The sequence below is a fragment of the Sphaerisporangium dianthi genome (genome assembly GCF_042654065.1).
In the GTDB taxonomy this organism is placed as follows: Bacteria; Actinomycetota; Actinomycetes; order Streptosporangiales; family Streptosporangiaceae; genus Sphaerisporangium; species Sphaerisporangium dianthi.
Window position 1 is genome coordinate 81547 of sequence record NZ_JBHSFP010000032.1, and the last position, 25142, is coordinate 106688.

At 72.3% G+C, this 25142-nt stretch carries 14 protein-coding genes; 11 read left to right on the forward strand and 3 right to left on the reverse strand.

Annotated features, from left to right (window positions below; genetic code table 11):
* The first annotated feature begins 83 nt into the window (after positions 1-83).
* Positions 84-1154, forward strand: a complete 1071-nt coding sequence (gene mnmA / locus ACFO60_RS32685; protein WP_380848320.1) for a tRNA 2-thiouridine(34) synthase MnmA — start codon at positions 84-86, stop codon at positions 1152-1154.
* Positions 1155-1242: 88 nt separating this feature from the next.
* Here mnmA and ACFO60_RS32690 read toward each other — a convergent pair whose 3' ends face one another.
* Entirely contained in the window at positions 1243-1878 is a 636-nt protein-coding gene (locus ACFO60_RS32690; protein WP_380848323.1) for an MBL fold metallo-hydrolase, read from the reverse strand.
* A gap of 72 nt (positions 1879-1950) precedes the next feature.
* Between ACFO60_RS32690 and ACFO60_RS32695 the strand changes: the two genes are divergently transcribed.
* Positions 1951-2961 (forward strand): methionine synthase, encoded by a 1011-nt coding sequence (locus ACFO60_RS32695; protein WP_380848326.1) that lies wholly within the window; start codon positions 1951-1953, stop codon positions 2959-2961.
* Positions 2962-3296: 335 nt separating this feature from the next.
* Positions 3297-5510: an NAD-dependent DNA ligase LigA gene (gene ligA / locus ACFO60_RS32700; protein WP_380848329.1), complete on the forward strand. Its 2214-nt coding sequence runs from the start codon at positions 3297-3299 to the stop codon at positions 5508-5510.
* A gap of 31 nt (positions 5511-5541) precedes the next feature.
* On the opposite strand, the gene ACFO60_RS32705 is transcribed toward ligA, so the two are convergent.
* Positions 5542-6747 (reverse strand): helix-turn-helix transcriptional regulator, encoded by a 1206-nt coding sequence (locus tag ACFO60_RS32705; RefSeq protein WP_380848332.1) that lies wholly within the window; start codon positions 6745-6747, stop codon positions 5542-5544.
* Positions 6748-7036: 289 nt separating this feature from the next.
* On the opposite strand from ACFO60_RS32705, the gene ACFO60_RS32710 reads away from it, so the two are divergent.
* The 6 genes from ACFO60_RS32710 (at position 7037) to ACFO60_RS32735 (ending at position 19559) form a co-directional block, all read left to right on the forward strand.
* Positions 7037-11005, forward strand: coding sequence for a S8 family serine peptidase (locus ACFO60_RS32710; RefSeq protein WP_380848335.1), 3969 nt, complete (start codon positions 7037-7039; stop codon positions 11003-11005).
* 305 nt (positions 11006-11310) lie between these two features.
* Complete coding sequence (locus ACFO60_RS32715; RefSeq protein ID WP_380848338.1) at positions 11311-13380, forward strand: putative bifunctional diguanylate cyclase/phosphodiesterase; 2070 nt, start codon at positions 11311-11313, stop codon at positions 13378-13380.
* Between the two features lie 136 nt (positions 13381-13516).
* Positions 13517-13816, forward strand: a complete 300-nt coding sequence (gene gatC, locus ACFO60_RS32720) for an Asp-tRNA(Asn)/Glu-tRNA(Gln) amidotransferase subunit GatC (protein WP_380848341.1) — start codon at positions 13517-13519, stop codon at positions 13814-13816.
* Complete coding sequence (gatA, locus tag ACFO60_RS32725) at positions 13813-15303, forward strand: Asp-tRNA(Asn)/Glu-tRNA(Gln) amidotransferase subunit GatA (RefSeq protein ID WP_380848344.1); 1491 nt, start codon at positions 13813-13815, stop codon at positions 15301-15303. The genes gatC and gatA overlap by 4 nt, the downstream gene beginning before the upstream one ends.
* Positions 15264-16808 carry an Asp-tRNA(Asn)/Glu-tRNA(Gln) amidotransferase subunit GatB gene (gatB, locus tag ACFO60_RS32730; RefSeq protein ID WP_380848365.1) on the forward strand — a complete coding sequence of 515 codons (1545 nt, stop codon included), beginning with the start codon at positions 15264-15266 and terminating at the stop codon, positions 16806-16808. Before gatA ends, gatB begins: the two co-directional genes overlap by 40 nt.
* Before the next feature lie 315 nt (positions 16809-17123).
* Positions 17124-19559, forward strand: a complete 2436-nt coding sequence (locus ACFO60_RS32735; RefSeq protein ID WP_380848347.1) for a VanW family protein — start codon at positions 17124-17126, stop codon at positions 19557-19559.
* Between the two features lie 147 nt (positions 19560-19706).
* Here ACFO60_RS32735 and ACFO60_RS32740 read toward each other — a convergent pair whose 3' ends face one another.
* Positions 19707-20897, reverse strand: a complete 1191-nt coding sequence (locus ACFO60_RS32740) for a PQQ-dependent sugar dehydrogenase (protein ID WP_380848350.1) — start codon at positions 20895-20897, stop codon at positions 19707-19709.
* 258 nt (positions 20898-21155) lie between these two features.
* Here ACFO60_RS32740 and ACFO60_RS32745 point away from each other — a divergent pair, with 258 nt between their 5' ends.
* The gene (locus tag ACFO60_RS32745; RefSeq protein ID WP_380848353.1) at positions 21156-22064 is read left to right on the forward strand and encodes a 2-hydroxyacid dehydrogenase; all 909 of its coding nucleotides are present in this window, start codon (positions 21156-21158) and stop codon (positions 22062-22064) included.
* Between the two features lie 254 nt (positions 22065-22318).
* Positions 22319-24961, forward strand: coding sequence for a putative bifunctional diguanylate cyclase/phosphodiesterase (locus ACFO60_RS32750; protein ID WP_380848356.1), 2643 nt, complete (start codon positions 22319-22321; stop codon positions 24959-24961).
* The last annotated feature ends 181 nt before the right edge of the window (positions 24962-25142 follow it).

Below are 25142 nucleotides of genomic sequence, written 5' to 3' on the forward strand. Positions count from 1 at the left end.
CCAGGTGTCCGCCGCGAACGCGAACATGAGCCCGAGTCCGAGGAGCCGGGCGGCGTCGGCGGGCGGGTAATCTCAGGAGTGTTATGAGTCTTCGTGTGCTTGCCGCCATGTCCGGCGGCGTCGACTCCGCGGTGGCGGCCGCCCGCATCGCCGAGGCCGGCCATGACGTGACGGGCGTCCACCTTGCCCTTTCCAGCAACCCGCAGTCCTACCGCACCGGCGCGCGCGGCTGCTGCACGCTGGAGGACTCCCGGGACGCCCGGCGCGCCGCCGACGTGATCGGCATCCCCTTCTACGTCTGGGACATGGCCGAGCGGTTCCATCGTGACGTCGTCGAGGACTTCGTCAGCGAGTACGCCGCCGGCCGCACCCCCAACCCGTGCCTGCGCTGCAACGAGAAGATCAAGTTCGAGGCCGTTCTCGACCGGGCGCTCGCGCTCGGGTTCGACGCGGTGGCGACCGGCCACCACGCCCGGCTGGAGGACGGCCTGCTGCGCCGCAGCGTCGACTCCGGCAAGGACCAGTCGTACGTCCTGGGCGTCCTCACCCGCGAGCAGCTCTCGCACGCGATCTTCCCGCTCGGCGGCTCCACGAAGGCCGAGGTCCGCGAGGAGGCCGCCGTCCGTGGCCTCACGGTGGCCGACAAGCCCGACAGCCACGACATCTGCTTCATCGCCGACGGCGACACCCGCGGGTTCCTGGCCGAGCGGCTCGGCGCCGAGAGCGGCCCGATCGTCGACGAGTCCGGCGCCGTCCTCGGCACCCACGCCGGCGCGTACGGCTTCACCGTCGGCCAGCGCAAGGGCCTGCACATCGACCGCCCGACGCCCGACGGCCGCCCGCGGTACGTGCTGTCGATCGAGCCCGTGTCGAACACGGTGACGGTCGGCCCCCGCTCGTCGCTCGCGGTCGGCTCGATCGTGGCCGAGCGCCCGGTCTGGAACGGCCCGGTCGCCGGGCCGGTCGAGCCGCTGGCCTGTCAGGTGCAGCTTCGCGCCCACGGCGAGGTGTACGGCTGCCGTGCCCAGCTCTCCGGTGAGGTGCTCCACATAGAGCTGGACAGCCCGGCCACAGGCGTGGCGGCGGGCCAGGCCGCCGTGCTCTACAGCGGAGACGTCGTCCTCGGGTCCGCCACCATCGCCTCATCCTCCTGACGCCCGGCCGTCACCGCTGCCCGTCGGCCTGACCTGTCAGCCCGGTCCGTCAGCCCGGTCCGTCAGCCCGGTCCGTCAGCCCGGTCCGTCAGCCGGTCAGCTCGACGCTCTCTCCGACCGCCAGGCGCCGGAAGTCGGCGTCCTGAGCCTCGCCGCGGCGGGTGAGGATGTTGTCGACGAGCATGAGCCCGATGTCGTTGTACAGCCCGTCGTGGATGGAGTAGGCGCGCCGGGGCGCCACCTCGCGCAGGTAGTCGACCATCTCGACGGCTTTCAGCCACGGGCCGCTGGACGGCGTGAGCAGGGTGCCCACGGGACGGCCGGGCAGGGTGAACGCGTCCCCGGGGTGGAAGACCTCGTCGTCGACAAGGAAGCCGATGTTCTGCACGACGGGCACGTCGAAGGCGATGCGCGCGTGCTCGCGGCCGAGGACCCCCACCTCGAAGCCCGCCGCCGTGAACGAGTCGCCCTCCCCGACGATGTTCACCTTCGCGCTCAGCCCGTCGAGCTGCTGGGCGGCCGCGGCGCACGTCCAGATCTGGACGTCCGGGCGCAGGGCGGCGAGGCGCTTGGCATCAAGGTGGTCGAAATGCTCGTGCGTGATGAGCACGGCGTCGGCTCCGTCCAGCGCCGACTCCTCGGTGAGGCCGCCGGGGTCGATGACCAGGGTGGAGCCGTCCTTCTCCAGGCGGACGCACGCGTGGCCGTGTTTGGTGAGCTTCATCCTTCCATCATGACCCTCCCGGAACAGGCTGGGCGGGACCGGGACCTTGCGGCGGTCCTAAGCTTGCGCGGTGTGAGCGACTTTCCGTGGGAAGCGGCCAGCGCGACGGGCGTCGGGTCCCACTCCGGCGAAGACCAGTTCGAGACGCTGCGCATGGTGTTCGGCGAGCTTCCCGACCTTCCGTACCTGCCCGAGCTGCCAGACCGGGGCGTGGGTGCGGACATGGTCGGGCGCACGGCGTCGCTGCTGATCGACATGCCGGTGGAGGTGCAGCCGTCCGGGTGGCGCTTCGCCGACCGTCCGGGCCGTGACGTCCGCCGCGCCCGAGATCACCTCAGCCGCGACCTCGACGCGCTGGAGGAGGTCGCCCAGGGCTTCGAGGGACGGCTGAAGATCCAGGTGTGCGGGCCCTGGACGCTGGCCGCCGCGGTGGAGCTGCGCTACGGGGACAAGACGCTCGCCGACCCCGGGGCCGTGCGCGACCTTTCGGAGTCGCTGGCGGAGGGCCTGGCGGCCCACCTCGCGGCCGTGCGGAGCCGGGTGCCGGGCGCGCAGGTGCTGGTGCAGGTCGACGAGCCAGGGCTGCCGGGTGTGCTGGCGGGCACCGTGCCGACCGCCTCCGGGTTCGGCCGGCTGGCCGCCGTCGAGGCGCCGATCGCCGCCGATCGGCTGAGTGTCGTGCTGCCCGCCGAGGCCTTCACGATCGTGCATTGCTGCGCGCCCGAGGTGCCGTTCGAGGTGCTGCGCACGGCCGGGGCCCGCGGCATCTCCGTGGACGCGGGCCTGCTGCGGCGCCGGGACGAGGACCGCATCGGCGAGGCGATCGAGGCCGGCACCGCGCTGTTCCTCGGGGTCGTCCCGGGCACGGACGCCCGGCTTCCGGACATCGGCGTCGTCGCCAAGCCGGCCCGCGAGCTGTGGGGGCGGCTCGGGTTCGCCCCCACGGAGCTCGCCGAGCAGGTCGTCCTCACCCCGGCCTGCGGCCTGGCCGGGGCCTCGCCCGCGTACGCGCGGGCCGCGCTGGCCCGCTGCCGCGAGGCGGCGCGCGTCCTGCGCGAGGACCCCGAACAAGAGCGCCGCTGAAGCCCGGCGAGGACGGCCGGCCGCCGCGCCGGAGGGCGGGGCGGCCACTTCGGTCCGGGCGTCCGGCCGGCGGTCGTCCGGTCCAGGGGGCGGGGCGGCCACTTCAGCCCGGGCGTCCGGGCGGCAGGCGACCGGTTCCGGAGGGCGGGGCCGTGCGGCACCCCTAGACACCTGGGAAGAGCCGAGGAAGAACTGTCCTTTTCGTGGGGAAATGTCGGTGCTGGATGGCATGGTGGTAGTAACGATTCCCCAGGTAGGACGTGTATCCGGGGGCACGAGCACTCCTCGTAGCCCGTAGCGTTCTCCCCGGGGCTGAACGACGAGGGGAGACGGGCATGGCTGCCGAGGTGGAGGGCGTGCCGGTGGGCGCACTGGAGCGCCACGCCGAGCTGGCCGAGCTGGCCGACGAGGCCAACTGGCGCTACTACGTGCTGGACGCGCCCACCGTGAGCGACGGCGAGTACGACGGGTGGATGCGCGAGCTGCGCGAGCTGGAGGAGGCGCATCCCTCCCTGCGCACGCCCGACTCCCCGACGCAGAAGGTCGGCGCGCCCATCTCCACCGACTTCACCCCGGTCCAGCACCTACGGCGGCTGGAGAGCCTCGACAACGCGTTCAACGACGCCGACCTTGCGGGCTGGCAGGCCAGGGCCGAGCGGCTGCTCGAGACCGACCCCGGCCCCTACCTCTGCGAGTTGAAGATCGACGGACTGGCGATCGCCCTGGTGTACGAGAAGGGCCGGCTGGTCCGGGGCGCGACCCGCGGCGACGGCCGCGTGGGCGACGACGTCACCGCCAACGTCCGGACGATCAAGAACATCCCGCACCGTCTCACCGGCGACGGCATCCCCGACCGCCTGGAGGTTCGGGGCGAGGTGTACCTCTCGGTCGAGGGTTTCCACAAGCTGAACGAGCAGCTCGTCGCGGCGGGCAAGCCGCCGTTCGCCAACCCGCGCAACTCCGGCGCCGGGTCGCTGCGGCAGAAGGACCCGCGCGTCACCGCCCAGCGCGACCTGTCCATGATCTGTCACGGCGTCGGCGTCTGGGAGGGCGGCTCCCCGCGACCGGCCGCCCAGTCGGCCATCTATGAGCGGCTCAGGGAATTCGGGCTGCCGGTCAGCGACACCTTCAAGGTCGTCGAGAGCCTCACCGAGATCAACGACTTCATCGAGTACTACCGGGAGCACCGCCACGACCCGGTGTACGAGATCGACGGCGTGGTCGTGAAGGTCGACCGCATCGAGGCCCAGCGCCAGCTCGGCTCGACTTCCCGCGCCCCCCGGTGGGCCATCGCGTTCAAGTACCCGCCCGAAGAGGTCAACACCAAGCTCCTGGACATCCAGGTGGGTGTGGGGCGCACGGGAAGGGTCACACCGTACGGGGTGATGAAGCCGGTGGTCGTCGCCGGTTCCACCGTCGAGCGGGCGACGTTGCACAACGCCTCCGAGGTGCGGCGCAAGGGCGTGCTCATCGGGGACACCGTGGTGTTGCGCAAGGCCGGCGACGTCATCCCCGAGATCGTCGGCCCGGTGACGGCCCTGCGCGACGGCGGCGAGCGCGAGTTCGTCATGCCGACCCACTGCCCCGAGTGCGGCACCGAACTGCGGCACATGAGGGAGGCGGACGTCGACATCCGCTGCCCGAACGCCAGGTCCTGCCCCGCGCAGTTGCGTGAGCGCATCTTCTTCGCCGCCGGGCGTGGAGCGTTCGACATCGAGGGGCTGGGGTACGTCGCCGCGACCGCGCTGACCGCTCCGCTGCCGCCGCAGGAGCCGCCGGTGCGCACCGAGGCGGACCTGTTCGACCTCACGATGGACCGGCTGCTGCCGATCAGGTCGGTGGTCCGCGACCAGGACACCGGCCTGCCCAAGACCGACCCCGAGACCGGCGAGCAGAAGGTCGTCACCTTCTTCGCGAACATGAACGGCGAGCCGAGCAAGAACGCCGAGCACATGCTGACACAGCTCCGGCTCGCCAAGGACCGCCCGCTCTGGCGGGTCCTTGTCGCGCTGTCCATCCGGCATGTCGGGCCGACGGCGGCGCAGGCCCTGGCCACGGCCTTCCTGTCCCTCGACCGCGTCTTCGGCGCCTCAGAGGAGGAGCTGGCCGCCGTCGAGGGAGTCGGCCCGACGATCGCCGCCTCCATCCGCGAGTGGTACGCCGAAGACTGGCACCGTGAGATCGTCGAGCGCTGGCGCACGGCGGGCGTCCGCATGGAGGACGAGCCTCCTGCCGTGGAGGGCCCGCAGACCCTCGCCGGGCTCACCCTGGTGGTCACCGGCACACTGGCCGGCCACACCCGGGACGAGGCGGGCGAGGCCATCCAGGCGCGCGGCGGCAAGGTGACGAGCTCGGTGTCCAAGAAGACCACCTTCGTGGTGGCCGGAGAGAACGCGGGCTCCAAGTACGACAAGGCGCTCAAACTGGGCGTCCCCATCCTGGACGAGGAGGCCTTCCGCACCCTTCTCGCCCACGGCCCCGACGCGGTCCTCCCGCCCCCGGCCGACGATGCCGGCTCCACCTCCGCCGAGGCCCCCGCCTCCGCCTGACGGGACGGGATGGCCGCTCGATGGTGGGCGGTCACCCGGTTTGCGGGGAAGGCGGGGCGTTCTGCTCGGAGGGCTGGAGCCATCCGCGGTCGCGGGCGAGGAGGGCGATCTGGAAGCGCGTCCGCGCGCCCAGCGTCTTGGCGGCGTCGCTGATGTGCTTCTGCACGGTCCGGCGGCTCAACCCCAGTGCCCTCGCGACCGCCTCGTCCTTCATGCCGGCCGACAGCAAGATCAGGATTTCGCGGGTCCGTTCGTCGGGGCCGTCGTCCGGGCCGCGCCCAGGGACGGCGGCCGGCCCGGGCTCCGCGCCCAGGGACACCGGCACGGCCCGCCGCCACACGCTCTCGAAGAGCGCCGTCAGCACCTCCAGCAGGGGCGGTGAGTGGACCACGAGGGAGCCGGCGGCGGGGTCGTCCTTGCCCAGCGGCATGATCGCCGTGGTCCTGTCGAACACGGCGAGCTTCATGGGCACGTCGGTGCACAGGCGCAGTTCGCCTCCCATGGCGCTGCCGCGCAGGGCCGTCTCCAGGGACACGGCGTCGGTGAACCCGTCGCTGTCGTAGACCGACCGCAGTTCGACGCCCTCGTTCCAGACCAGGCCGGCCGCGCCGCCGGGGCCGGCGTCCGCGCGGGTGGCCGTCCCCGCGGAGGTCACGTACGGGGGCTTGGCCAGGTGCAGGATCTCGTGGCGCGAGGACGCGAGCAGGTGCGCGTAGCGGGTCGCGACCTCGGCAGGGGTCTCCAGCACCTCGAACAGGTCGGAGTCGACGTAGCGGTGCGCCGAGGCGCGGTAGATCTCGTGGAGCCGTTCCATGTGCAGCTCGGCGCGGGCCAGTTCCTGGCGCCTGCGGGCCAGCAGCGACCCCATCGAGGAGTGCGGCGGGTTCGCGCGCCAGCGCACCGTCCGCCCCGCGACGCGCACCGTAGGGACGTCGGCCCTCACGCGCCCCGCGAGGACGTCGGCCTTGGCGTGCCCCGCGAGGACGTCGGCCTTGGCGTGCGTCGTGGCGACGTCGGCCTTGGCGTGCGGCGCGGGGACGTCGGCCTCTATGCGCACCGCGAGGAGATGGGTCTCCAGGGATGTCAGGGCGCGGCCGGTGTCCTCGGCCGTCGCGCCGACCGCGGCCGCGACGGCCGTCTCGTCGGACTCCGGGTGGCCGACCAGGTATTCCAGCACCTGCCCGGCGAGGGGCGTCAGGCCTGTGCCGGCCCAGGACGCGCCGGGGGACGGGTCCATCGGTCACTCCTAGCTGCGTGCGCGTCGCGTTGATCGTACGGCCCGCCGCCATCCCGCCGGCCGGTGCCCCCGCGCCCAGGCCGGTGGGGGACCGTGCCCCGGAAGCGGGTCGGCCGGGTGCGCGGGCCTGTTCCAGGGGGCGGAGCGGGGTGCTTCTCATGTGGGCAGTTGCGCGTGCCGGCAGCCGGAATCCCTTGTCCCGCAGGCGTCGCCGCAGCCATGGTGATCACAGCCGATCGGCGCAAAACCGACATTTTACCCAGCTGTAACACCCCCCGAAGGGACGAGAATGTCCGCAGGTTTCAGACGCGCTTCGGCCGCCACCGCGGCCGCCGCGCTGCTGGCCGCCACGTTGCTGGCGTCCGGTACGCCCGCCGCGCTGGCCGACGAGGGGCCCGGGGCGGACGCCGCCTCGGGGCTCCACTCCGTCACACTGGCCGACGGGTCGATCGTCCGGTGGGCCGACGACGGCACCGGCTCCCTGACCGACAAGGCCGGCAGGACCCGGATCTTCCCGGTGCCGCAGAACCCCGGCCGCACCGGTCTCGGCGCGCCGCTCACCCCGACCGCCGCCGACCTACAGCGCCGCGTCGACGCCGCCCGCCTGACGCCGTTCACCCTCGGCGCGCCGTCCGGCCTCGCGACCTCCGCGGTGCGGCCGCGCACCATGAACTACGGCGCGGTGCCGATCCCCGGCGCCGCGCTGTCGGCGGTGGGCCGTTCCGCGGCCGGCGCCCGGTCCCAGAGCGCCACGCCGCAGCCTGCCCCGCCGAGCGCCGTGCCCGCCAACGAGGGCCTGACGACCTCGTTCCAGTCGTACCTGAACGCCGGCGGCGTCAACGCGATCGGCGCCTTCCAGCACTTCGCGACGTACCTGCGCGCACTCCCCGGCGCCGGCCAGATCATCACGAACGTGTCCCTGGGCGACCTCACCGACCAGTCGATGGCCGACGCGGGCGACGACTACGTGCGCCTCAACGGGCCGACGACCATCGTCAAGGACGGGCAGCGCTACCTGGACTACCCGTCGATGCCGCTGATCCCGACCTACACCGCCGACAAGAACGGCCGCCTCGACCCGACGGGCGCGATCGAGGGCCAGGATCCGAACCTCGGCGAGGTCCTGATGGACTTCACCATGATGGCGCCCCTGCCCCACGACCGGCAGCGCCCGGAGGCCATGGGCAGCGGGCCCACCGACCTGCTCGGCATCGCCCCCGGCGCCGGCTACCGCCTGGTCATTCCGCAGGAGCCCTCCATCGAGGGCATCGACGCGGCCCTGCGCGCGGCCGCCGCCCAGCGTCCCCGCCCGACCGTGATCACCGCGAGCCTGGGCTTCGGCACCGACGGGTCGATCGGCTTCCCCTCCCGCTGGCTGGAGGAGTCCCCCGAGATCCGCAGGACCCTGCGCGACATCGTGGACTCCGGCATCGTCGTGGTCGTCTCGTCCAACGACGGCACGCGGCTGGGCCTGCCCGTCTCGATCGGCCCCGACGGCGGCAGCACCCCGACCGACCTCACCCGCAGCGCCGCCGCGGAGACGACCATCGACGACGTGGCCGCGACCGGCACGCCGACGCTGGTGCGCGACACCGGGGTGATCTCCGCGGGCGGAAGCACGCTGGACGACACCCTCACCTCGGCCGACGTCCGCACCGCCACCTACCCGACGACCCGGTACAACGGCGCGGCGAGCTACTCCTCCGGCTTCGGAACCCGCGTCGACCTGGCGGCGCCCGGCGACAACCTGCCGACGCTGATGCACACCTCGGACGGCACGCAGGTCGTGCTCAACGGCGGCACCTCCGCGTCCGCGCCGATCATCGCCGCCGCGGCGGCGAACGTCCTGTCCGCGGCCAAGGCCACCGGCCAGAAGCTGACCCCCCGTCAGGTCCGCGACCTGCTGATCGACACCGGCCGTCCGCTGGCCCAGCCGCCGCAGGCCGACCAGGAACTGCGCATGGGGCCGCAGCTGGACGTGACCGCGGCCGTCGAGAGGGTGCTCGGCAAGAAGTACCGGATCCCCACCGCCGCGCTCCGGCTCTCGGTCGCCCACCGGCAGCTGATCGCCACGGACGTCACCTCCTCGTTCGTCGAGGCCACCGACCCCGCCAACGTGGACCTGACCGGTCCGGCCAGCTTCTGGGGCGATCTCTCAGGCCAGAACGTGACGTCCCCGATCACCTTCGGGCTCGACATGACCGGCGACGACGCCGGGCTGACCTACCGGCTGCGCGTCGGCGACCGCGGGCGGATCCCCGCCGCCGGCCCGAGCCTTCGGGTGCTGCCGGCGGAGATCTTCGCCGCGGCCGGCCTGCCGCTCGAGGCCGCCGGGCAGCGGACCGTCCCGGTCGTGTTCGAGGCGCTGCGCCACGGCAAGCCCGTCGCCGCCGTCTCCCAGAGCCTCACCTTCTCCGCCGCGGACGGCACCCATACGGGCGCGCCCGCGCCGGTGACGCCGGGGTCCATCCCCCTGGGCAAGCCGCTCACGGTGCAGTACGACCTGTCGCGCACCCGCGACCTGGCCGACGCCACGCTCGTGCTGTCCTCCGTCGGCCACTGGACGCCGCTGTCCACGACGGACAAGTTCCGCGTCCACTGGAGCACCCCGCTCACCGGCCGCAAGGGGTCGGTGACCATCCCGGCCTCGGCCTTCGGCGCGGGCGGCGCCGGGATCTACGGCGTGGGCGTCCGCCTGAACGGCGGCGCCGTCTGGGGCGACTTCCGCGCGGTGCGCGTGGGCGAGGGCGCGGACCGGCGTCCCGAGGCTCCGCTGGTGGCCGGCCGCGACGGCGAGAAGGGGCACTCGGCCCTGGTCACCCTGGCCGCGCCCAAGCTCAAGCTCTCGTGGGACGTCAGCGACGTGCGCGGCGCCGACGGCGCGGCCGTGGAGTTCCTCACCCCCGGACCGACGCTCTACGGATCGCTGAACACCACCACCAACCAGAACGGAAGCGGCCCGGACGACAACGGCGTCGACCACGCCTCCACCCTGGTGCGGGCGCTGCCCGGGGCCAAGGGCACCACGACCCTGGACCTCGCGGCGCTGAGGCTGACCACCAGCACGCAGTACCCGGTGCGCGTGCTGCCGACCCGTGGCGGGCGGCCGATCGGCCAGGCGTCCCCGACGTCGTTCGTCGAGTACCGCGACGGTGAGTCGGTGACGGGCGCGCTGGAGAACTTCGAGGTCAACGGGAAGGCCGCGCTCATCGCCACCGACGAGTTCGCCGAGGGCGACGACGGCTGGCCGCATGTGAAGAACTCGGCCACGACGCCGTACTCGCTCACCGCCGGCAGGGTCGGCACCCCGCTGCTGAGCGAGTCGGGCGGCTCGCGGACGCAGTCGATCGTGGGCTCCGACCCGGCCACCGGCCGCACGCTGATCGCCCGCAGGCCGTTCGACGCGGCGGCCGCGCCCCAGTTGGACCTGCGCGACACCGCGACCGGCAAGCGGATCGCGGAGGTCTCACTGCAGGACGACACCCACGGCGACCAGACCCTCCTTGAGGGCGGCGTGGTGGACACGGTCCGCCACCGGGCGGCCCTCACCACCTTCGACGCCCGTTCGGGGCTGGCCGAGCTGTGGACGCTGGACATGGCGACCGGGAAGCTCGGCGCGCCCATCCCGCTGAACCCGAAGCCGGAGAATTTCGGGCGCACCTTCCGCAACGTGTCCTTCGACGCCGCCACCGGCGCCGTCTTCGCCGCCACCGGCGGCACGCAGGGGCCCTGTCTCAACACCCGGGTGCCGTTCTGGGCGGTGCGGGTGGACCTGGACGCGCGCACGGTCTCGCCGGTCACCGACGCGCCCCGCTGCACCGCCGGGTTCTACCCGGACGGCAAGGGCGCCAAGGTGTACATGCTCGCCGGAGCGGTGACGCCCGACCGCGGGGCGTTCCCGACGAGCACCTGGACGGTCGCCGACCAGGCCACCCTCACCGGCCCGGCGCCCGCCGACCTGGGCACCCGGGGCCCGGCGTGGGCCGCGCTCGACGAGGTCAACCACCTCGCCGTCATCGCGCATCTGTACGAGGCGGGCACGACCGACGACAACAACGCCCTGAGCGAGATCACCGTCATCGAGCCCGGCACCGGGAAGGTCGTCGCCCGCCACCCGGTCGTGAACCTCGTGAACTCGGTCATCGACGTCTCGAACGTCAGCTCCTCCAGCCGACAAGGGCTCTACCTGGACCCGTCCACAAGGACGGGGTACGTGGTGAACCCCTGGGCCGACGGGTTGCAGCGCTTCCGCTACTGATCGGCGTCCCCGGCCGCTCGTCCACGAAGGCCCGCCACCGCACGCCGGTGGCGGGTCTTCGCCATGTCCGGGGACGGACGCCGGTGTCCGACTGCCGGAACACCGCTGCATAACCGCATCAATCCTGGAAAAATACCTCTAGAAGATTATTTCGTTAAATTTCAGTCATCCGGCATCCGGGGTCGAGACGAAGGAGAACCGCTGGATGCCGGAAATAACCGGTGACGGAACGTGCCCAACCGGTTTCGCGAAGTGGCCCAGAGGTCGTACCCTCCCATAGTGACCTCTTGGGGGTTTACTTGCTTATGACGGATCCATCCGACACACGGGACACACCGCCGCGTCCCTTCTCCCCGCTGTGGACCTTCCTGACGGGGGGCGTCGCCACGGGGCTGGCCGCGCTGGTCGCCTCCGAGATCAGGCTCGGCCTCGCCGACCTCGCCGACCTGGCGCGGACCTCGCTGTTCTGGGTGCTCGTCGTGCTCGTCGTGCTCGGAGAGCTCCGGCCGATCGTGGTCTCGAGCTCGCGCCTGGCCGGAGGCACCGCCACCTCCACGCTGTTCACCTTCGCCATCCTGCTCTACTACGGGCTGCCGGTGGCGGTGCTGATCCACGCCCTCGCACTGGTCGTCAGCGGCCTGGTCCACCGCAGGGCCTGGCACCGGGTGCTGTTCAACGTCTCCCAGGTGACGCTGGCCACGACGGCGGCGGCGGTCGTGCTCGCCGCGTTCGGCCACCATCCCCACCCGGCCGCGCCGTGGGTGCCCGAGGGCACCGACATCGTGGCGGTCGCCCTCGCGGCGGTGGCGTACTTCATGGTGCGCGGCCTGCTGGTGTGCGGGGCGGTGGCCCTGCACGAACGCCGGCCGCTGCTGCGCGTGATCCGCACGAGCATCGGGCACCAGAGCCTGGTCTACGCCGCGCTCCTCGGCCTGGCCCCGCTCGTGGTCGTCGTGATGAACCGCTCGCCGGCGCTGGTCCCGCTGTTCGTCGCCCCGCTCGCGACCATGTACTTCACCGCGTCGCTGTCGGTGCGCCGCGACCACCAGGCCATGCACGACGGGCTGACGTCGCTGCCCAACCGCAAGCTGCTCGTCCTGCGCACCGAGGAGGCGCTGACCGAGGCCCGCGACGACGTCCGGGTGGGCCTGCTGCTGCTCGACCTCGACCGGTTCAAGGAGGTCAACGACACCCTCGGGCACCCGGTCGGCGACCGGCTGCTGCAGATCGTCGCGCACCGCCTCACCCACAGCGTGCGGCCGGGCGACGTCGTGGCGCGGCTCGGCGGGGACGAGTTCGCCGTGCTCCTGCCGACGGTCCGCGACTCGGCGGCCGCGCGGGAGGTCGCCGCGCGGCTGCGGGTCGCGCTCACCGAGCCGGTCCGGCTGGAGGGCATGACCTTCGACCTGGACGCCTCGGTCGGCATCGCGCTCTACCCCGACCACGCGCCCGACTTCGAGCTGCTCCTCCAGCGTTCCGACGTCGCGATGTACTTCGCCAAGGAGGGCCGCACCGGCGTGGAGGTCTACCTCGCCGAGAAGGACCGCAACTCGCCCGAGCGGCTGAACCTCCTCGGCGACCTGCGCCGCGCCATCGGCGGCAGCCAGCTCGAACTGCACTACCAGCCCAAGGTCAGCCTCTCCTCGGGCATGGTGGAGGGCGTCGAGGCGCTGCTGCGGTGGTGGCATCCCGAGCGCGGCCCGATCCCGCCTGACGACTTCATCCCGCTGGCCGAGCAGTCCTACCTGATGCGCCAGATCACCCAGCATGTGATCGACACCGCGCTGGAGCAGGCGGCCAACTGGTGGCACGCCGGCATCCAGGTGCCCGTGTCGGTCAACGTGTCGGCCCGCGACCTGCTCGACCCGACGCTGCCCGACCTGATCGAAGCGGGGCTCGGCCGCCTCGGCCTGCCTCCGCGCGCGATCCAGCTGGAGGTCACCGAACGCATCCTGATGACCGACCAGGCCTACACCGCCGACTCGGTCCACGCCCTGGTGGAGCTCGGCATCCCGCTGGCGCTCGACGACTTCGGCACCGGCTACTCCTCGCTGGTCCGCCTCCAGCGGCTGCCCGTGTGCGAGGTCAAGATCGACGGATCGTTCGTGCAGCGGCTGGGCAAGACGGTCGACGACGAGCGCATCGTCCGCTCGATCGTCGACCTGGTGCGCTCCCTCGGGCTGCGGTCGGTGGCCGAGGGCGTGGAGACCGACGAGGTGGCCCAGCGCCTGCGCGACATGGGCTGCGACGCCGGTCAGGGGTGGCGGTTCGCCGAGCCGATGCCCGCCCGCGAGACCACCGCCTGGCTGGTCGAGCGGATGGGCGCGCCGTCCTACGGCCGTCGCTGCGGGTCACACGAGGTCACGGCCCTGTGAGGGGCCCGTGGCCGCCGGTGACGAGATCGCCGGCGGTCATGGGGGCGAGAACCACGGCTAATGGTTCGGCCACGTTCGGTCACGCGCCCTAGGATGACACTGTCCGATTGCCATCCATGAAACGGGTTAACGACTCATGTCCGCCATAACCCGCGACGAGGTCGCGCACCTCGCCCGGCTGTCCCGGCTGGCGCTGTCCGATGACGAGCTCGATCACTACGCCACCCAGCTCGATGACATCATCGGCGCGGTCGCGCGCGTCGCCGAGGTCGCCACCGAGGACATCCCGCCGTCGTCGCACGCGTTGCCGCTCACGAACGTCTACCGTCCCGACGAGGTGCGCCTGTGCCTGACCCCCGAGGAGGCCCTCGCGGCAGCCCCGGCGGTCGAGGACGACCGCTTCCGCGTCCCGCGCATCCTCGGGGAGGAGGCATGAGCCTGATCCACAAGACCGCCGCCGAGCTCGGCGCCCTGATCGCCTCCGGCGAGGTCTCGGCCGTCGAGGTCGCGCAGGCCCACCTCGACCGCATCGCCGAGGTCGATCCACGGATCAACGCCTTCCTGCACGTGGCGGCCGAGCCGGCGCTGGCGCAGGCCCGTTCGGTGGACGAACGCCGCGCCGCGGGCGAGCACCTCGGCCCGCTCGCGGGCGTGCCGATCGCGCACAAGGACGTCTTCACCACCAAGGACATGCCCACCACGGCCGGGTCCAAGATCCTCGAGGGCTACCGCCCGCCGTACGACGCGACGGTCACCGCGCGGCTGCGCGAGGCCGGCCTGGTCATCCTCGGCAAGACCAACCTCGACGAGTTCGCGATGGGCTCCTCCACCGAGAACTCCGCGTACGGCCCGACGCGCAACCCGTGGAATCTCGACCGCATCCCCGGCGGCTCCTCGGGCGGCTCCAGCGCGGCCGTCGCCTCCTACCAGGCGCCGCTGTCCACCGGCACCGACACCGGCGGCTCGATCCGCCAGCCCGCGGCCGTCACCGGCATCGTCGGCATGAAGCCCACCTACGGCGGCTCCTCGCGGTACGGCCTCATCGCCTTCGCCTCCTCGCTGGACACGCCGGGCCCGTTCGCGCGCAACGTGCTCGACGCGGCGCTGCTGCACGAGGCGTTCTCCGGCCACGACAGCATGGACTCCACCTCCATCCACGAAGAGGTGCCGCCGGTCGTCGAGGCCGCCCGCCGCGGCGACGTCGCCGGCCTGCGCGTCGGCGTGGTCAAGGAGTTCGGCGGCGAGGGCTACCAGCCGGGCGTGCTCGCCCGCTTCCGCGAGGCCGTCGACCTGCTCGAGTCGCTGGGCGCCAAGGTCGTCGAGGTCTCCTGCCCGAGCTTCGCCTACGCCCTCCCCGCGTACTACCTGATCGCCCCCTCCGAGTGCTCGTCCAACCTGGCCAGGTTCGACGGCATGCGCTACGGCCTGCGCGTCGGCGACGACGGCACCCGCAGCGCCGAGGAGGTCATGGCGCTCACCCGCGCCGCCGGGTTCGGCCCCGAGGTCAAGCGGCGCATCATGCTCGGCACCTACGCGCTGTCCAGCGGGTACTACGACGCCTACTACGGCTCGGCGCAGAAGGTCCGCACGCTCATCGCGCGCGACTTCGAGGCGGCCTTCCACCAGGTGGACGTCCTGGTCTCGCCGACCACGCCCACCACGGCGTTCCCGATCGGCGAGCGCGCCGACGACCCGATGGCGATGTACCTCGCCGACCTGTGCACGATCCCGGCCAACCTGTCGGGCAACGCCGCGATCTCGGTGCCGTGCGGCCTGGCCGACGAGGACGGCCTGCCGGTCGGCCTGCAGATCATGGCCCCCGTGCTCGGCGACGACCGCTGCTACCGGGTGGGCGCCGCCCTCGAGAAGGCCTTTGAGGACCGCTGGGGCGGCCCGCTGCTGAAGGAGGCTCCGTCCCTGTGACGACCACCCACCACGTCATGCCGTACGACGAGGCGCTCGAGCGCTTCGAGCCGGTGCTGGGCCTTGAGACCCACGTCGAGCTGGGCACGGCGTCGAAGATGTTCTGCGGCTGCTCCACCACGTTCGGCGCCCCGCCGAACACCCATGTCTGCCCGGTCTGCCTGGCGCTGCCCGGCGCGCTGCCCGTGGCCAACGACAAGGCGATCGAGTCGACGATCCGCATCGGCCTCGCGCTGAACTGCACGATCGCCGAGTGGTGCCGCTTCGCCCGGAAGAACTACTTCTATCCGGACATGCCGAAGAACTACCAGATCAGCCAGTACGACGAGCCGCTGTGCGGCAACGGCTACCTCGACGTCGAGGTGGGCGGCGAGACCGTCCGCGTCGAGATCGAGCGCGTCCACCTGGAGGAGGACACCGGCAAGTCCACGCACGTGGGCGGCGCGACCGGCCGCATCCACGGCGCCGACTACTCGATCGTCGACTACAACCGCGCGGGCATCCCGCTGGTCGAGATCGTGACCAAGCCCATTCCGGGCACCGACCGGCTCGCGCCCGAGGTCGCCCGCGCGTACGTCACCGAGCTGCGCGAGCTGATGCGCACGCTGGGGGTGTCCGACGTCCGCATGGAGGAGGGCTCCCTGCGGTGCGACGTCAACGTCTCGCTGATGCCGCGCGGGTCGAGCGAGTGGGGCACCCGCACCGAGACCAAGAACGTCAACTCGCTGCGCAGCGTCGAGCGGGCGGTGCGCGGCGAGATCGAGCGGCAGGCGGCGATCCTCGCCGACGGCGGCAAGATCATTCAGGAGACCCGCCACTTCCACGAGGACACCGGCGCCACCACCTCGGGCCGGTCCAAGGAAGAGGCGCAGGACTACCGCTACTTCCCCGAGCCCGACCTGCTGCCCATGGCGCCGAGCCTCGAGTGGATCGCCGAGCTGCGCTCGGAGCTGCCCGAGCTGCCGACCGCCCGGCGCAGGCGGCTCCAGGCCGAGTGGGGCGTCTCCGACCTGGACATGGCGGCGATGCACAACGCCGACGCCATCGACCTGGTCGAGGCGACCGTCAAGGCCGGGGTGCCGGCGGCCGACGCGCGCAAGTGGTGGATGGGCGAGCTGGCGCGGCGCGCCAACGAGGCCGGCACCTCCCTCGCCGAGCTGCCGATCACGCCCGGGCAGATCGTGCGGGTGGTCGAGCTGGTGGCCTCCGGCGCGCTGAACGACAAGCTGGCCCGCCAGGTGCTCGAGGGTGTCCTCGCGGGCGAGGGCTCCCCCGACGAGGTGGTGGAGGCCCGGGGCCTGCGCATCGTCAGTGACGAGGGCGAACTGTCCTCGATCATCGACCAGGTGCTGTCGGCGAACGCCGACGCGGCCGACAAGGTGCGCTCCGGCAAGATCGCCGCGGTGGGTGCGCTGGTCGGCGGCGTGATGAAGGCCAGCCGCGGCAAGGCGGACGCCGCCCGTGCCCGCGAGCTGATCCTGGAGAAGCTGGGCGTCTCCGAATAGCGGCCAGGTCATCGATGGCCGGATCACCGATGGCCGGATCGTCCGGTGCCAGGTTGTCGAGGGCCAGGTTGTCGTGTGCCGCGCCCCGGAGGCCCGTGCTCGCGCGGACGACATGCGCACGGGCCTCGCGGGAGCTCCCGCGAGGCCCCGTCCGTGTACGTGGGGTGAGTTTTCCTTCCGTACTTAGTACGCCTTTCACGTTTTACTTCTCCATACCTAGGACTGGATTTATCCACCCATGTTGAAGAATTTGTGACAGGTGTTGGTTTAGGGTGATGCGGGGGAATCGGTACGGAGCGGGAGGAGGGCGAAGGCGTGCGCAACGCCGGAGCTTCCATCGATCCGCCTCCCGACCCGTTCGCGGCGGTGCGCCCGGACTCGCCGGTCGCGCTTCCCGTCGACCGGCAGTATTCCAAGGAAAAGGCCGACCAGAACGACCAGGACCCCGGGCGGGCGTCCGGAGCCCGTAAGAAGCTCCCGCGCGGCGTGTCGCCGCTGCCGCCCGGTGTGTCACCCGAGATCTTCGTCGCCACCCCGCCTCCGTCGGGCGTCCCGCCGAGCCCGCCGGTCAGCCTGCCGCCCCCCTCCGGCCCGCCCGAACCATGGCCGATGACGGCGAGCGTCCGGGTGCGCCGGCCCGAGGACGAGCCCAATTCCGAACCGCCGGACCTCGGCGAACCCGAACCGGCCCCCCGGCACGGCCGGCTGCGCGGCGTCCTGCTCATCACGGGCGTGCTCGGCATCCTCTTCGTGCTCGCCTATGGCGTCCCCGCCACGTTCATGTGGGGGAAGGTGCCGCCGGGAACGCAGGTCAAGGACGTGCGCATCGGCGGCCTCAACGCCACCCAGGCGATCGACCGCCTGCACAAGCGATTCGACGGCAGCGACCAGGAGGCCGTCGGCCTGGTACTGGACGGGCGGCGCGTGGCGGTGCTGGATCCGCGCGACGCGGGCCTGACCATCGACATCGAGGCCACCGTCGCCGACGCCGAGACCGGTTTCCCGAGCCCGATCGCCGTCTGGCAGTCCTTCACCGGCAGCCGCGACCTACCGCTGTGCATCTCCATCAACCAGAACAAGTTCGCCGAACGCATCCGCAGGGTCGCCAAGGAGGTCGACCGCCCCGCCCGTGAGGGCGCGATCGTCTACAGAGGCACGACGCCGGAACTCCTCCCCCCCAAGGAAGGAGTCGTCCTCGACCGGCCGGCGACCGCCAAGGCGATCATCAGGGGGTTCATCGACGCCCGGGCCTCGGTCAAGCTGCCGGTGACCCCCATACGGCCCAAACTCGACGTCCCGGCATTCGGCGGAGTGCTGGCGACCGCCCGGCGCGCGGTCGCCGAGCCGATCACCCTGGTCAACGGCGCCAGGCGGGTCCAGCTCAGCCCCGAACTGATCGCCGCCAACCTGACCTTCATCCCGGACCGGCGCGGAGGCGTCAGCCCCGTCTTCGACGCGCACAAGGCCGTCGCCGGGCTGGAGACCAAGCTGGTCGGTAAGGCCTCGGTCGCGCGCGAGGCCGGGTTCGTCATCGAGAACCAGGTGCCGAGACTGGTGCACGCCCGCATGGGCAAGGGGATCGACACCGCAAAGCTCACCGAGGCGGTCGCAAAGGTGATCACCTCCGGCGGTGCCCGCACGATCCCGGTGTCCCTCGCCATCACCAAGCCCAGTCTCGGCGACGAAGAGGCCGCGAAACTCGGCGTGAAGGAGAAGATCAGCGAGTCCACCACCGCCTACCCGTGCTGCGCCGCCAGGGTGACCAACATCCAGAGGGCCGCCGACCTGGTGGACGGCATGATCGTGCGGCCGGGCCGGACCTTCTCGCTGAACGAGGCCATCGGCGACCCCGCCACCCGGGGGTTCGTCCGCGCCCAGGCGATCGACGGCGACCGCCTGGTCATCGCGATGGGCGGGGGCATGTCGCAGTTCGCCACCACCATGTACGACGCGGCCTTCCTCGCCGGGATGGAGGAGGTCGACCGCACTCCGTACCCGTTCTACGTCACGCGCTATCCGCAGGGACGCGACGCGTCGGTCACCTACCCCGACGACGACCTGCGGTGGCGCAACGACACCGCGTACGGCGTGCTGATCAAGACGTCGTACACCGGCGCGTCGCTGACGGTGTCCCTGTGGAGCACCAAGACGTACGACCGCGTCGACGTCGAGACCTCGTCGCGCACCGACCCCACCCAGCCGGACACCAGGACCGACGCCGCCCCTGACTGCATCCCCATGGAGGGCTTCCCCGGGTTCACCGTCTCGGTCACCCGCGTCTTCTACAAGAACGGCAAGGTCGTCAAGAAGGACCGGCCGCAGACGACGGTGTACGAGCCCGCGCCGAAGGTGATCTGCCGGGCGGGGCGCTCGCCCGGGCCGGTGAAGCGGGACGGCGCGGGGGACTCCACGGTGCAGTCGGAGCCTTCCGGCCAGGGGCCCGACGGCTCGGCCAAACAGCGCCGCAAGGACGACAAGAAGCAGTCCGACCCCAGCACGCCCGTGACCCCCAACCCGAACGGCAACGGCAACTCGAACGGCAACGGAAAGCCGAACGGCAACGGCAACGGCAACGGCAACGGCAACAGGGACTCGAACGGGAACGGTAACTCGAACGGCGACAGGAAGCCGAAGAGCAACGGGAACGGGAACGGCAACGGCGGCGGGAACGGCAACGGCGGCGGGAACGGCAACGGCGGCGGGAACAAGACCGGCGCCGGCGCGAACGGCACCGAGGCCGCGTCGGCTTAGCGTGGCGTCGGCTCGGCCCCCCGCCGGTCGCTCATCACGCGGCGGTGTGGTTTCGCCGCACCGCGCACCGCCGGCCCGGGGCCGCTCCACGAGTGCCCCGTTCAGGTGGACCGGCGGCGGACGGGGCCGCGGGTGGTCGTGGCGGGATCAGCTAAGGGGAATCACGAGGATGCGGTCGTCGGTGTTCGCGGGGGAGCCGCGGCCGTCCTTGTTGCTGGTGCCGACGTAGAGCGCCGAGCCGTCCGGGGCGGTGGCCACGGCGCGCAGGCGGCCGTACTCGCCCTTGTAGCGGGCGATGGGCTTGCCCGCGCGGCCGTCGTCGGTGAGCGGCACCTGCCACAGCCGCGTCCCCCGCAGCGCCGCCACCCACAGGGAGCCCTTCGCGTAGGCCACGCCTGATGGCGAGGCCTCGGAGGTGGACCAGGTGAGCAGCGGGTCGACGTAGGCGTCGCCGCCGCCGGAGCCCTCGACATCGGGCCAGCCGTAGTTCTTCCCCTTCTTGATCAGGTTGATCTCGTCGTAGGTGCTCTGGCCGAACTCCGAGGCGTACATCCGCCCCGCGGGGTCCCACGCGATGCCCTGCACGTTGCGGTGCCCGAAGCTCCAGATCACGTTCTCGAACGGGTTGCCCGGCGCCATCTTGCCGTCCACGGTCATGCGCAGGATCTTGCCGCCCAGCGTGCCGAGGGCCTGCGCGAGAGGACGCTCGCCGGTCTCGCCGGTCGTGGCGTACAGGTAGCCGTCGGGTCCGAACGCGAGCCGCCCGCCGTTGTGGATGCCGCCCCTGGGGATGCCGCTGAGGATCGTCACAGGATCGGTCAGGCCGTCCTCGTAGCGGTAGCGCACGATGCGGTTCTCCGTCGCGGCCGAGTAGTACACGAAGACATAGTGGTCCTGGTCGAACCGGGGGGAGACGGCGACGCCGAGCAGGCCGCCCTCCCCGCTCGCGGACACGTTCTCGATGACGCCCACCTGGCTCGCCTCGCCCGACGGGGTGACCCGCAGCAGCCGCGCGGAGTCGCGCTCGGTGACCAGGGCGTCGCCGCCGGGCAGGAAGGCGATGGCCCACGGCACGCTGAGCCCTCCCACGAGCGTGCGGGGAGTGCCGGGCGTCGCCGCCTCCACAGGAGGCGCGGCGTCGCCGGACGGGCTCGTGGTCGCGGCGCCGGCGGGCGGGGCCGAGGATCCGCCGCCGTCGGCGCGTTCCGCCGTCCCCGGTGCGCATCCGGCCAGCAGCACGGCGGCGGCCACCGCGGCGACGGCGCGGCGTGCGGCGTGCGCGCGACCCGCGATGACCGGGCGGCCCGCGGCGAGCCCGCCGAAACCCGCGTCGTGCACGGGACCCGCCTCGTGCACGGCACCTGCGTCCTGTACGGGACCCGCGTCGTGCGCGGGGCCGGCGGAGTGCCTTCGTCCCGGGGGGTGCGGAAGATCTGCGGCGGGCGTCCGTGCCTCGGCCGGGGCGGGCCGTCGGTGGGCGTGGGCGGTGCCGGCGTGCGGTGATCCGTCGGACATCGTGAACCTCCTCCGTCACTCATACTGCCGTCCCGGCCGCGTGGTTCCGGGCCGCGCGGAGGGTCGTTAGGGTTGAGGGTCATGAAGATTTGGGCTCCCTCGCAGGCCATCGTCGATGTCTTGACCGATCTGCCGGATGTGGAATGTGTCCTGTACGACGGCGGCGGGCAGCCGCCCGAGGGGGCCGAGGACGTCGAGGTGTGGATCCCGCCGCTGATCCCGCCGCGCCTGACCGCCGAACTGCTCGACCGGATGCCCAAGCTGCGCCTGCTGCAGACCGTGACGGCCGGCGTCGAGGCATACCGTCCCTACCTTCCCGACGGCGTGATCCTGTGCAACGCGCGTGGCGTCCATGACGCGGGCACCGCCGAGTGGGCCGTGGGCGCGATGATCACCGTCCTGCGCGACTTCCCGGCCTTCGCCGCCGCCCAGGAGCGCGGCGAGTGGACCTACCACCACACCGGCGTGCTGGCGGACGCCACCGTGATGATCATCGGGTACGGCTCGATCGGCCAGGCGCTGGAGCGCCGCCTTTCCGGGTTCGAGGTGGAGGTCGTCCGCGTGGCGCGCACCGCGCGCGAGGGCGTGCACGGCGAGGACGAGCTGCCGCGGCTGCTGCCCGAGGCCGACGTGGTGGTGCTGCTGGTACCCCAGACCCCGGGCACGGCGCGCATGGTGGACGCCGCCTTCCTCGCCCGAATGAAGGACGGGGCGGTGCTGGTGAACGCCGCGCGCGGCTCTGTCGTCGACACCGGCGCCCTCGTCGCCGAGCTGAGCACCGGGCGGCTCAGGGCCGCCCTCGACGTGACCGATCCCGAGCCCCTGCCGAAGGACCACCCGCTGTGGGCGGCTCCGGGGGTTTTCATCACCCCGCATGTGGCAGGCAGCACCCCGGCGTCGCTGCGCCGGACATCGAAGCTCATGCGATCTCAAATGCTGAGATATCTGTCCGGGGAACCGCTGAACAACGTGATCACGGGGTCGTACTGATCGGCTTGACTCTCGTTTCTGACTCGTAACGATAGGAAAGCAAACCCAAGCCGTGGCTGCCTCGTGACCTCCGATGCGTACGGTGAATCTCACCGCGCCACCGTTCGGGACAGCGAGCAAGGCGGTTATCAGATCGGTGACGACTGAGCGGTTGTCGTCTCCTACGCCACCCGACGGGCGCGACACTGGCGACGTGACAGGGATGAGCCGCATGGGCGACGACATTGAACGGCCTTCGTGACCCAAGGGTCCCGTTGACCGCCGCCGCCGGCCTCGGCGCGGCGGGTCTCGCGGCTGCCCTTCTTGCCGACGCCTCCACCACGGCGGTCACCGCGGTGGCCGGGGTGGTGGCGGGCCTCATCGCCGCCGTCTCGCTGCTGGCCGGGGCCGTGCGCATCGCGCCAGGCTGGCGCCACCAGTCGGCGGCCTGGCGCTGGCTCGCCTCGGGAACGGCCGCCTGGGCGGCCGGGGTCGGCGTGCGCCCGCTGGCCGAGGGCACGCCGTTCATGCTCACCTTCGCCGACGTCCTTCTCGTCGTGGGCGCCGTGCTGCTCGCCGTCGGCAGCGGCCGCACCGCCAGGCGCCGGGCGTACGGAAGATCGTTGCTGCACTACGCCACCAGCGCCTACATCAGCGCCGCGTCGCTGTTCGCCATCGCCTGGGTCGTGCTCCTGGCGCCGCTGTACGCCAGATCCGACGAGCCGAGCACGCTGGTCTCGCCCGTCGTGTGCCTGCTCGCGGCGTGCGCCGTGGCTCCGGCCGCGCTCGCCTCGCGCTCCGCCGGACGCCGGGTGGGCATCGCCGGACTGGCAGCCCTCACGGCGATCACGCTGCAAGAAATCGCCACCGCGATGGCGCGGGTGACCACCGGCGGCGCCCTCTCGCTCGCCGCCGGACTGGTGGCGCCCCTTGCGTTCCTGCTGCTGGCGGCGGCCCCATGGGCGAGCCGTGCCCGCACCCGGCCGGTGCGGGCGCCGTCCTCGGTGATAGTGGAGGGCGCGCCGCTCGTGCTGGCCGCCGTCGCGGCCGTCGTCCTGGTCGTCCATGTGATCGCCAAGGGGTCCGAGCGGCCCGTCGCGGTGCTGCCCTTCGTGGTGGCCTCTGTCGTCGTGGTCCTGCTCGCCAAGGTGTTCGTGCTGGCCGTGGAGACCGCGAGCATGCGCGGAGGCCTGGACTCCAGCGAGCGCCGGCTCATCCACCTGGCCGAGAGCGCGGGCGACCTGGTGCTGGTATGCGACCACGACGGCGTCATGCGCGAGATGGGCGCCGGAGTCGAGGCGCTGTACGGCTACCCGCCGCGCGAGCTGGTCGGCCGCTCGATCTTCGACTACGTCCACGCCGAGGACGCGCCCGGCATCCAGGCGGCGCTGAAGACCCTGACGGCCGACGACGATCTCGCTCTGGAGCGCCAGAGCGCCTGCCGGGTCGCCTGCCGGGTCCGCGCCGCGGACGGCACCTGGCGGCCGGCCGAGTCCGTCGCCACCCGCCATCCCAGCGAGGGGGAGGACCTCGTCCTCATCTCCACGCGGGACGTCAGCGACCAGGTGGCGCTGCGCAACCAGGTCGCCCACCTCACCTTCCACGACGGCGTGACCGGGCTGCCCAACCGCGCCTACTTCGAAGAGCGCACCCGCGAGGTGCTGGCGCGCAGGGGAGGCGGCACCACGGCGGTGGTGTTCATCGACCTCGACGGGTTCACCGGCGTCAACGACTCGGTCGGGCACGCCGGTGGCGACTATCTGCTCAGCCAGGCCGCACGGAGGCTGCGCGCGGCCGTGCACTCCGACGACACGCTGGCCCGCTGGGGCGGCGACGAGTTCGCGGTGCTGCTGGAGTCCGGCGGCTCGGGCCCGTCCGCCGGGTCGGGCACCGCCGACGCGCAGTCGGCCATCGACCTGGCCGAGCGCCTGGTGCGCGCGGTGTCCTCCGAGCCGTTCAGGGTGGCCGACCGCGACATCGCGCTGACCGCGAGCGTCGGCGTGGCCTTCGCCGAGGACGGCGTCCCGGCCGGCGACCTGATCCGCAACGCCGACGTGGCGACCACACGGGCCAAAGAGCTCGGCGGGCGCCGTGTCGAGGTCTTCGCCGCCCACATGCACGCCGACGTCGTACGCCGCCTCGAACTGGCCGCCGACCTCCAGCGAGCGCTGCTGGCCGGCCAGTTCGCCGTGGAGTACCAGCCCGTGGTGGACCTGTCGACCTCCCGGGTGACCGCGGTCGAGGCGCTGGTGCGCTGGTCGCGGGGCAACACGCTCGTACCGCCGCAGCAGTTCCTCGGCGCGGCCGAGGACACCGGGCTGATCGTCCCGCTCAGCGAATGGATCCTGGGAGAGGCGTGCCGCGAAGTCGCGGCCTGGCGGGCGTCGTCCTGGGACATCGGGCTGTCGCTCAACCTGTCCAGCCGGCAGATCACCGCGCCGCGGTTCGTCGAGACCGTCGAGGCCGCCCTCGCCGAGAGCGGGCTGCCCGCGAGCGCCCTGACCCTCGAGGTGATCGAGGAGATGCTCGTCGAGGACGCCGACGAGATCGTCTCCCGCCTGTCGGAGCTGCGCGCCCTGGGAGTACGGCTCGCCATCGACGACTTCGGCACCGGGTACGCCTCCCTGGCGTTCCTGCGCCAGCTCCCGGTCGACATGATCAAGATCGACCCGTCGTTCGTGTCGGGCCTGGGGCGCGACGAGACCCTCACGTTGCTCACCCGCACGATCGTGCGGCTCGGCCACGACCTGGGCCTCATCGTGGTGGCCGAGGGCATCGAGCGCCCCGAGCAGCTCGAACTGCTGCGCGAGATGGGCTGCACCCGCGGCCAGGGCTACCTGGTGGCACGGCCGATGGCGGCCCGGGGCGTCGACTCGCTCATGCGCACCAGCCTCTCCCCCCTCCAGGAAACCGCCTGAGTTGTGCTTGCTTTGCCTCGCTTCGCTCGGCGGGCTCGGGGCGCCTTTGAGGCGGTGCCGTTCGTCGTCGTACGGGCTCGTTCCTCACCCTCCCTCCTCCTCACGACACCGCCGCGCCCCGAGCAGCGCCGGCTTGGCCTCGCTTCGCTCGGCGGCTCGGGGCGCCTTTGAGGCGGCGCCC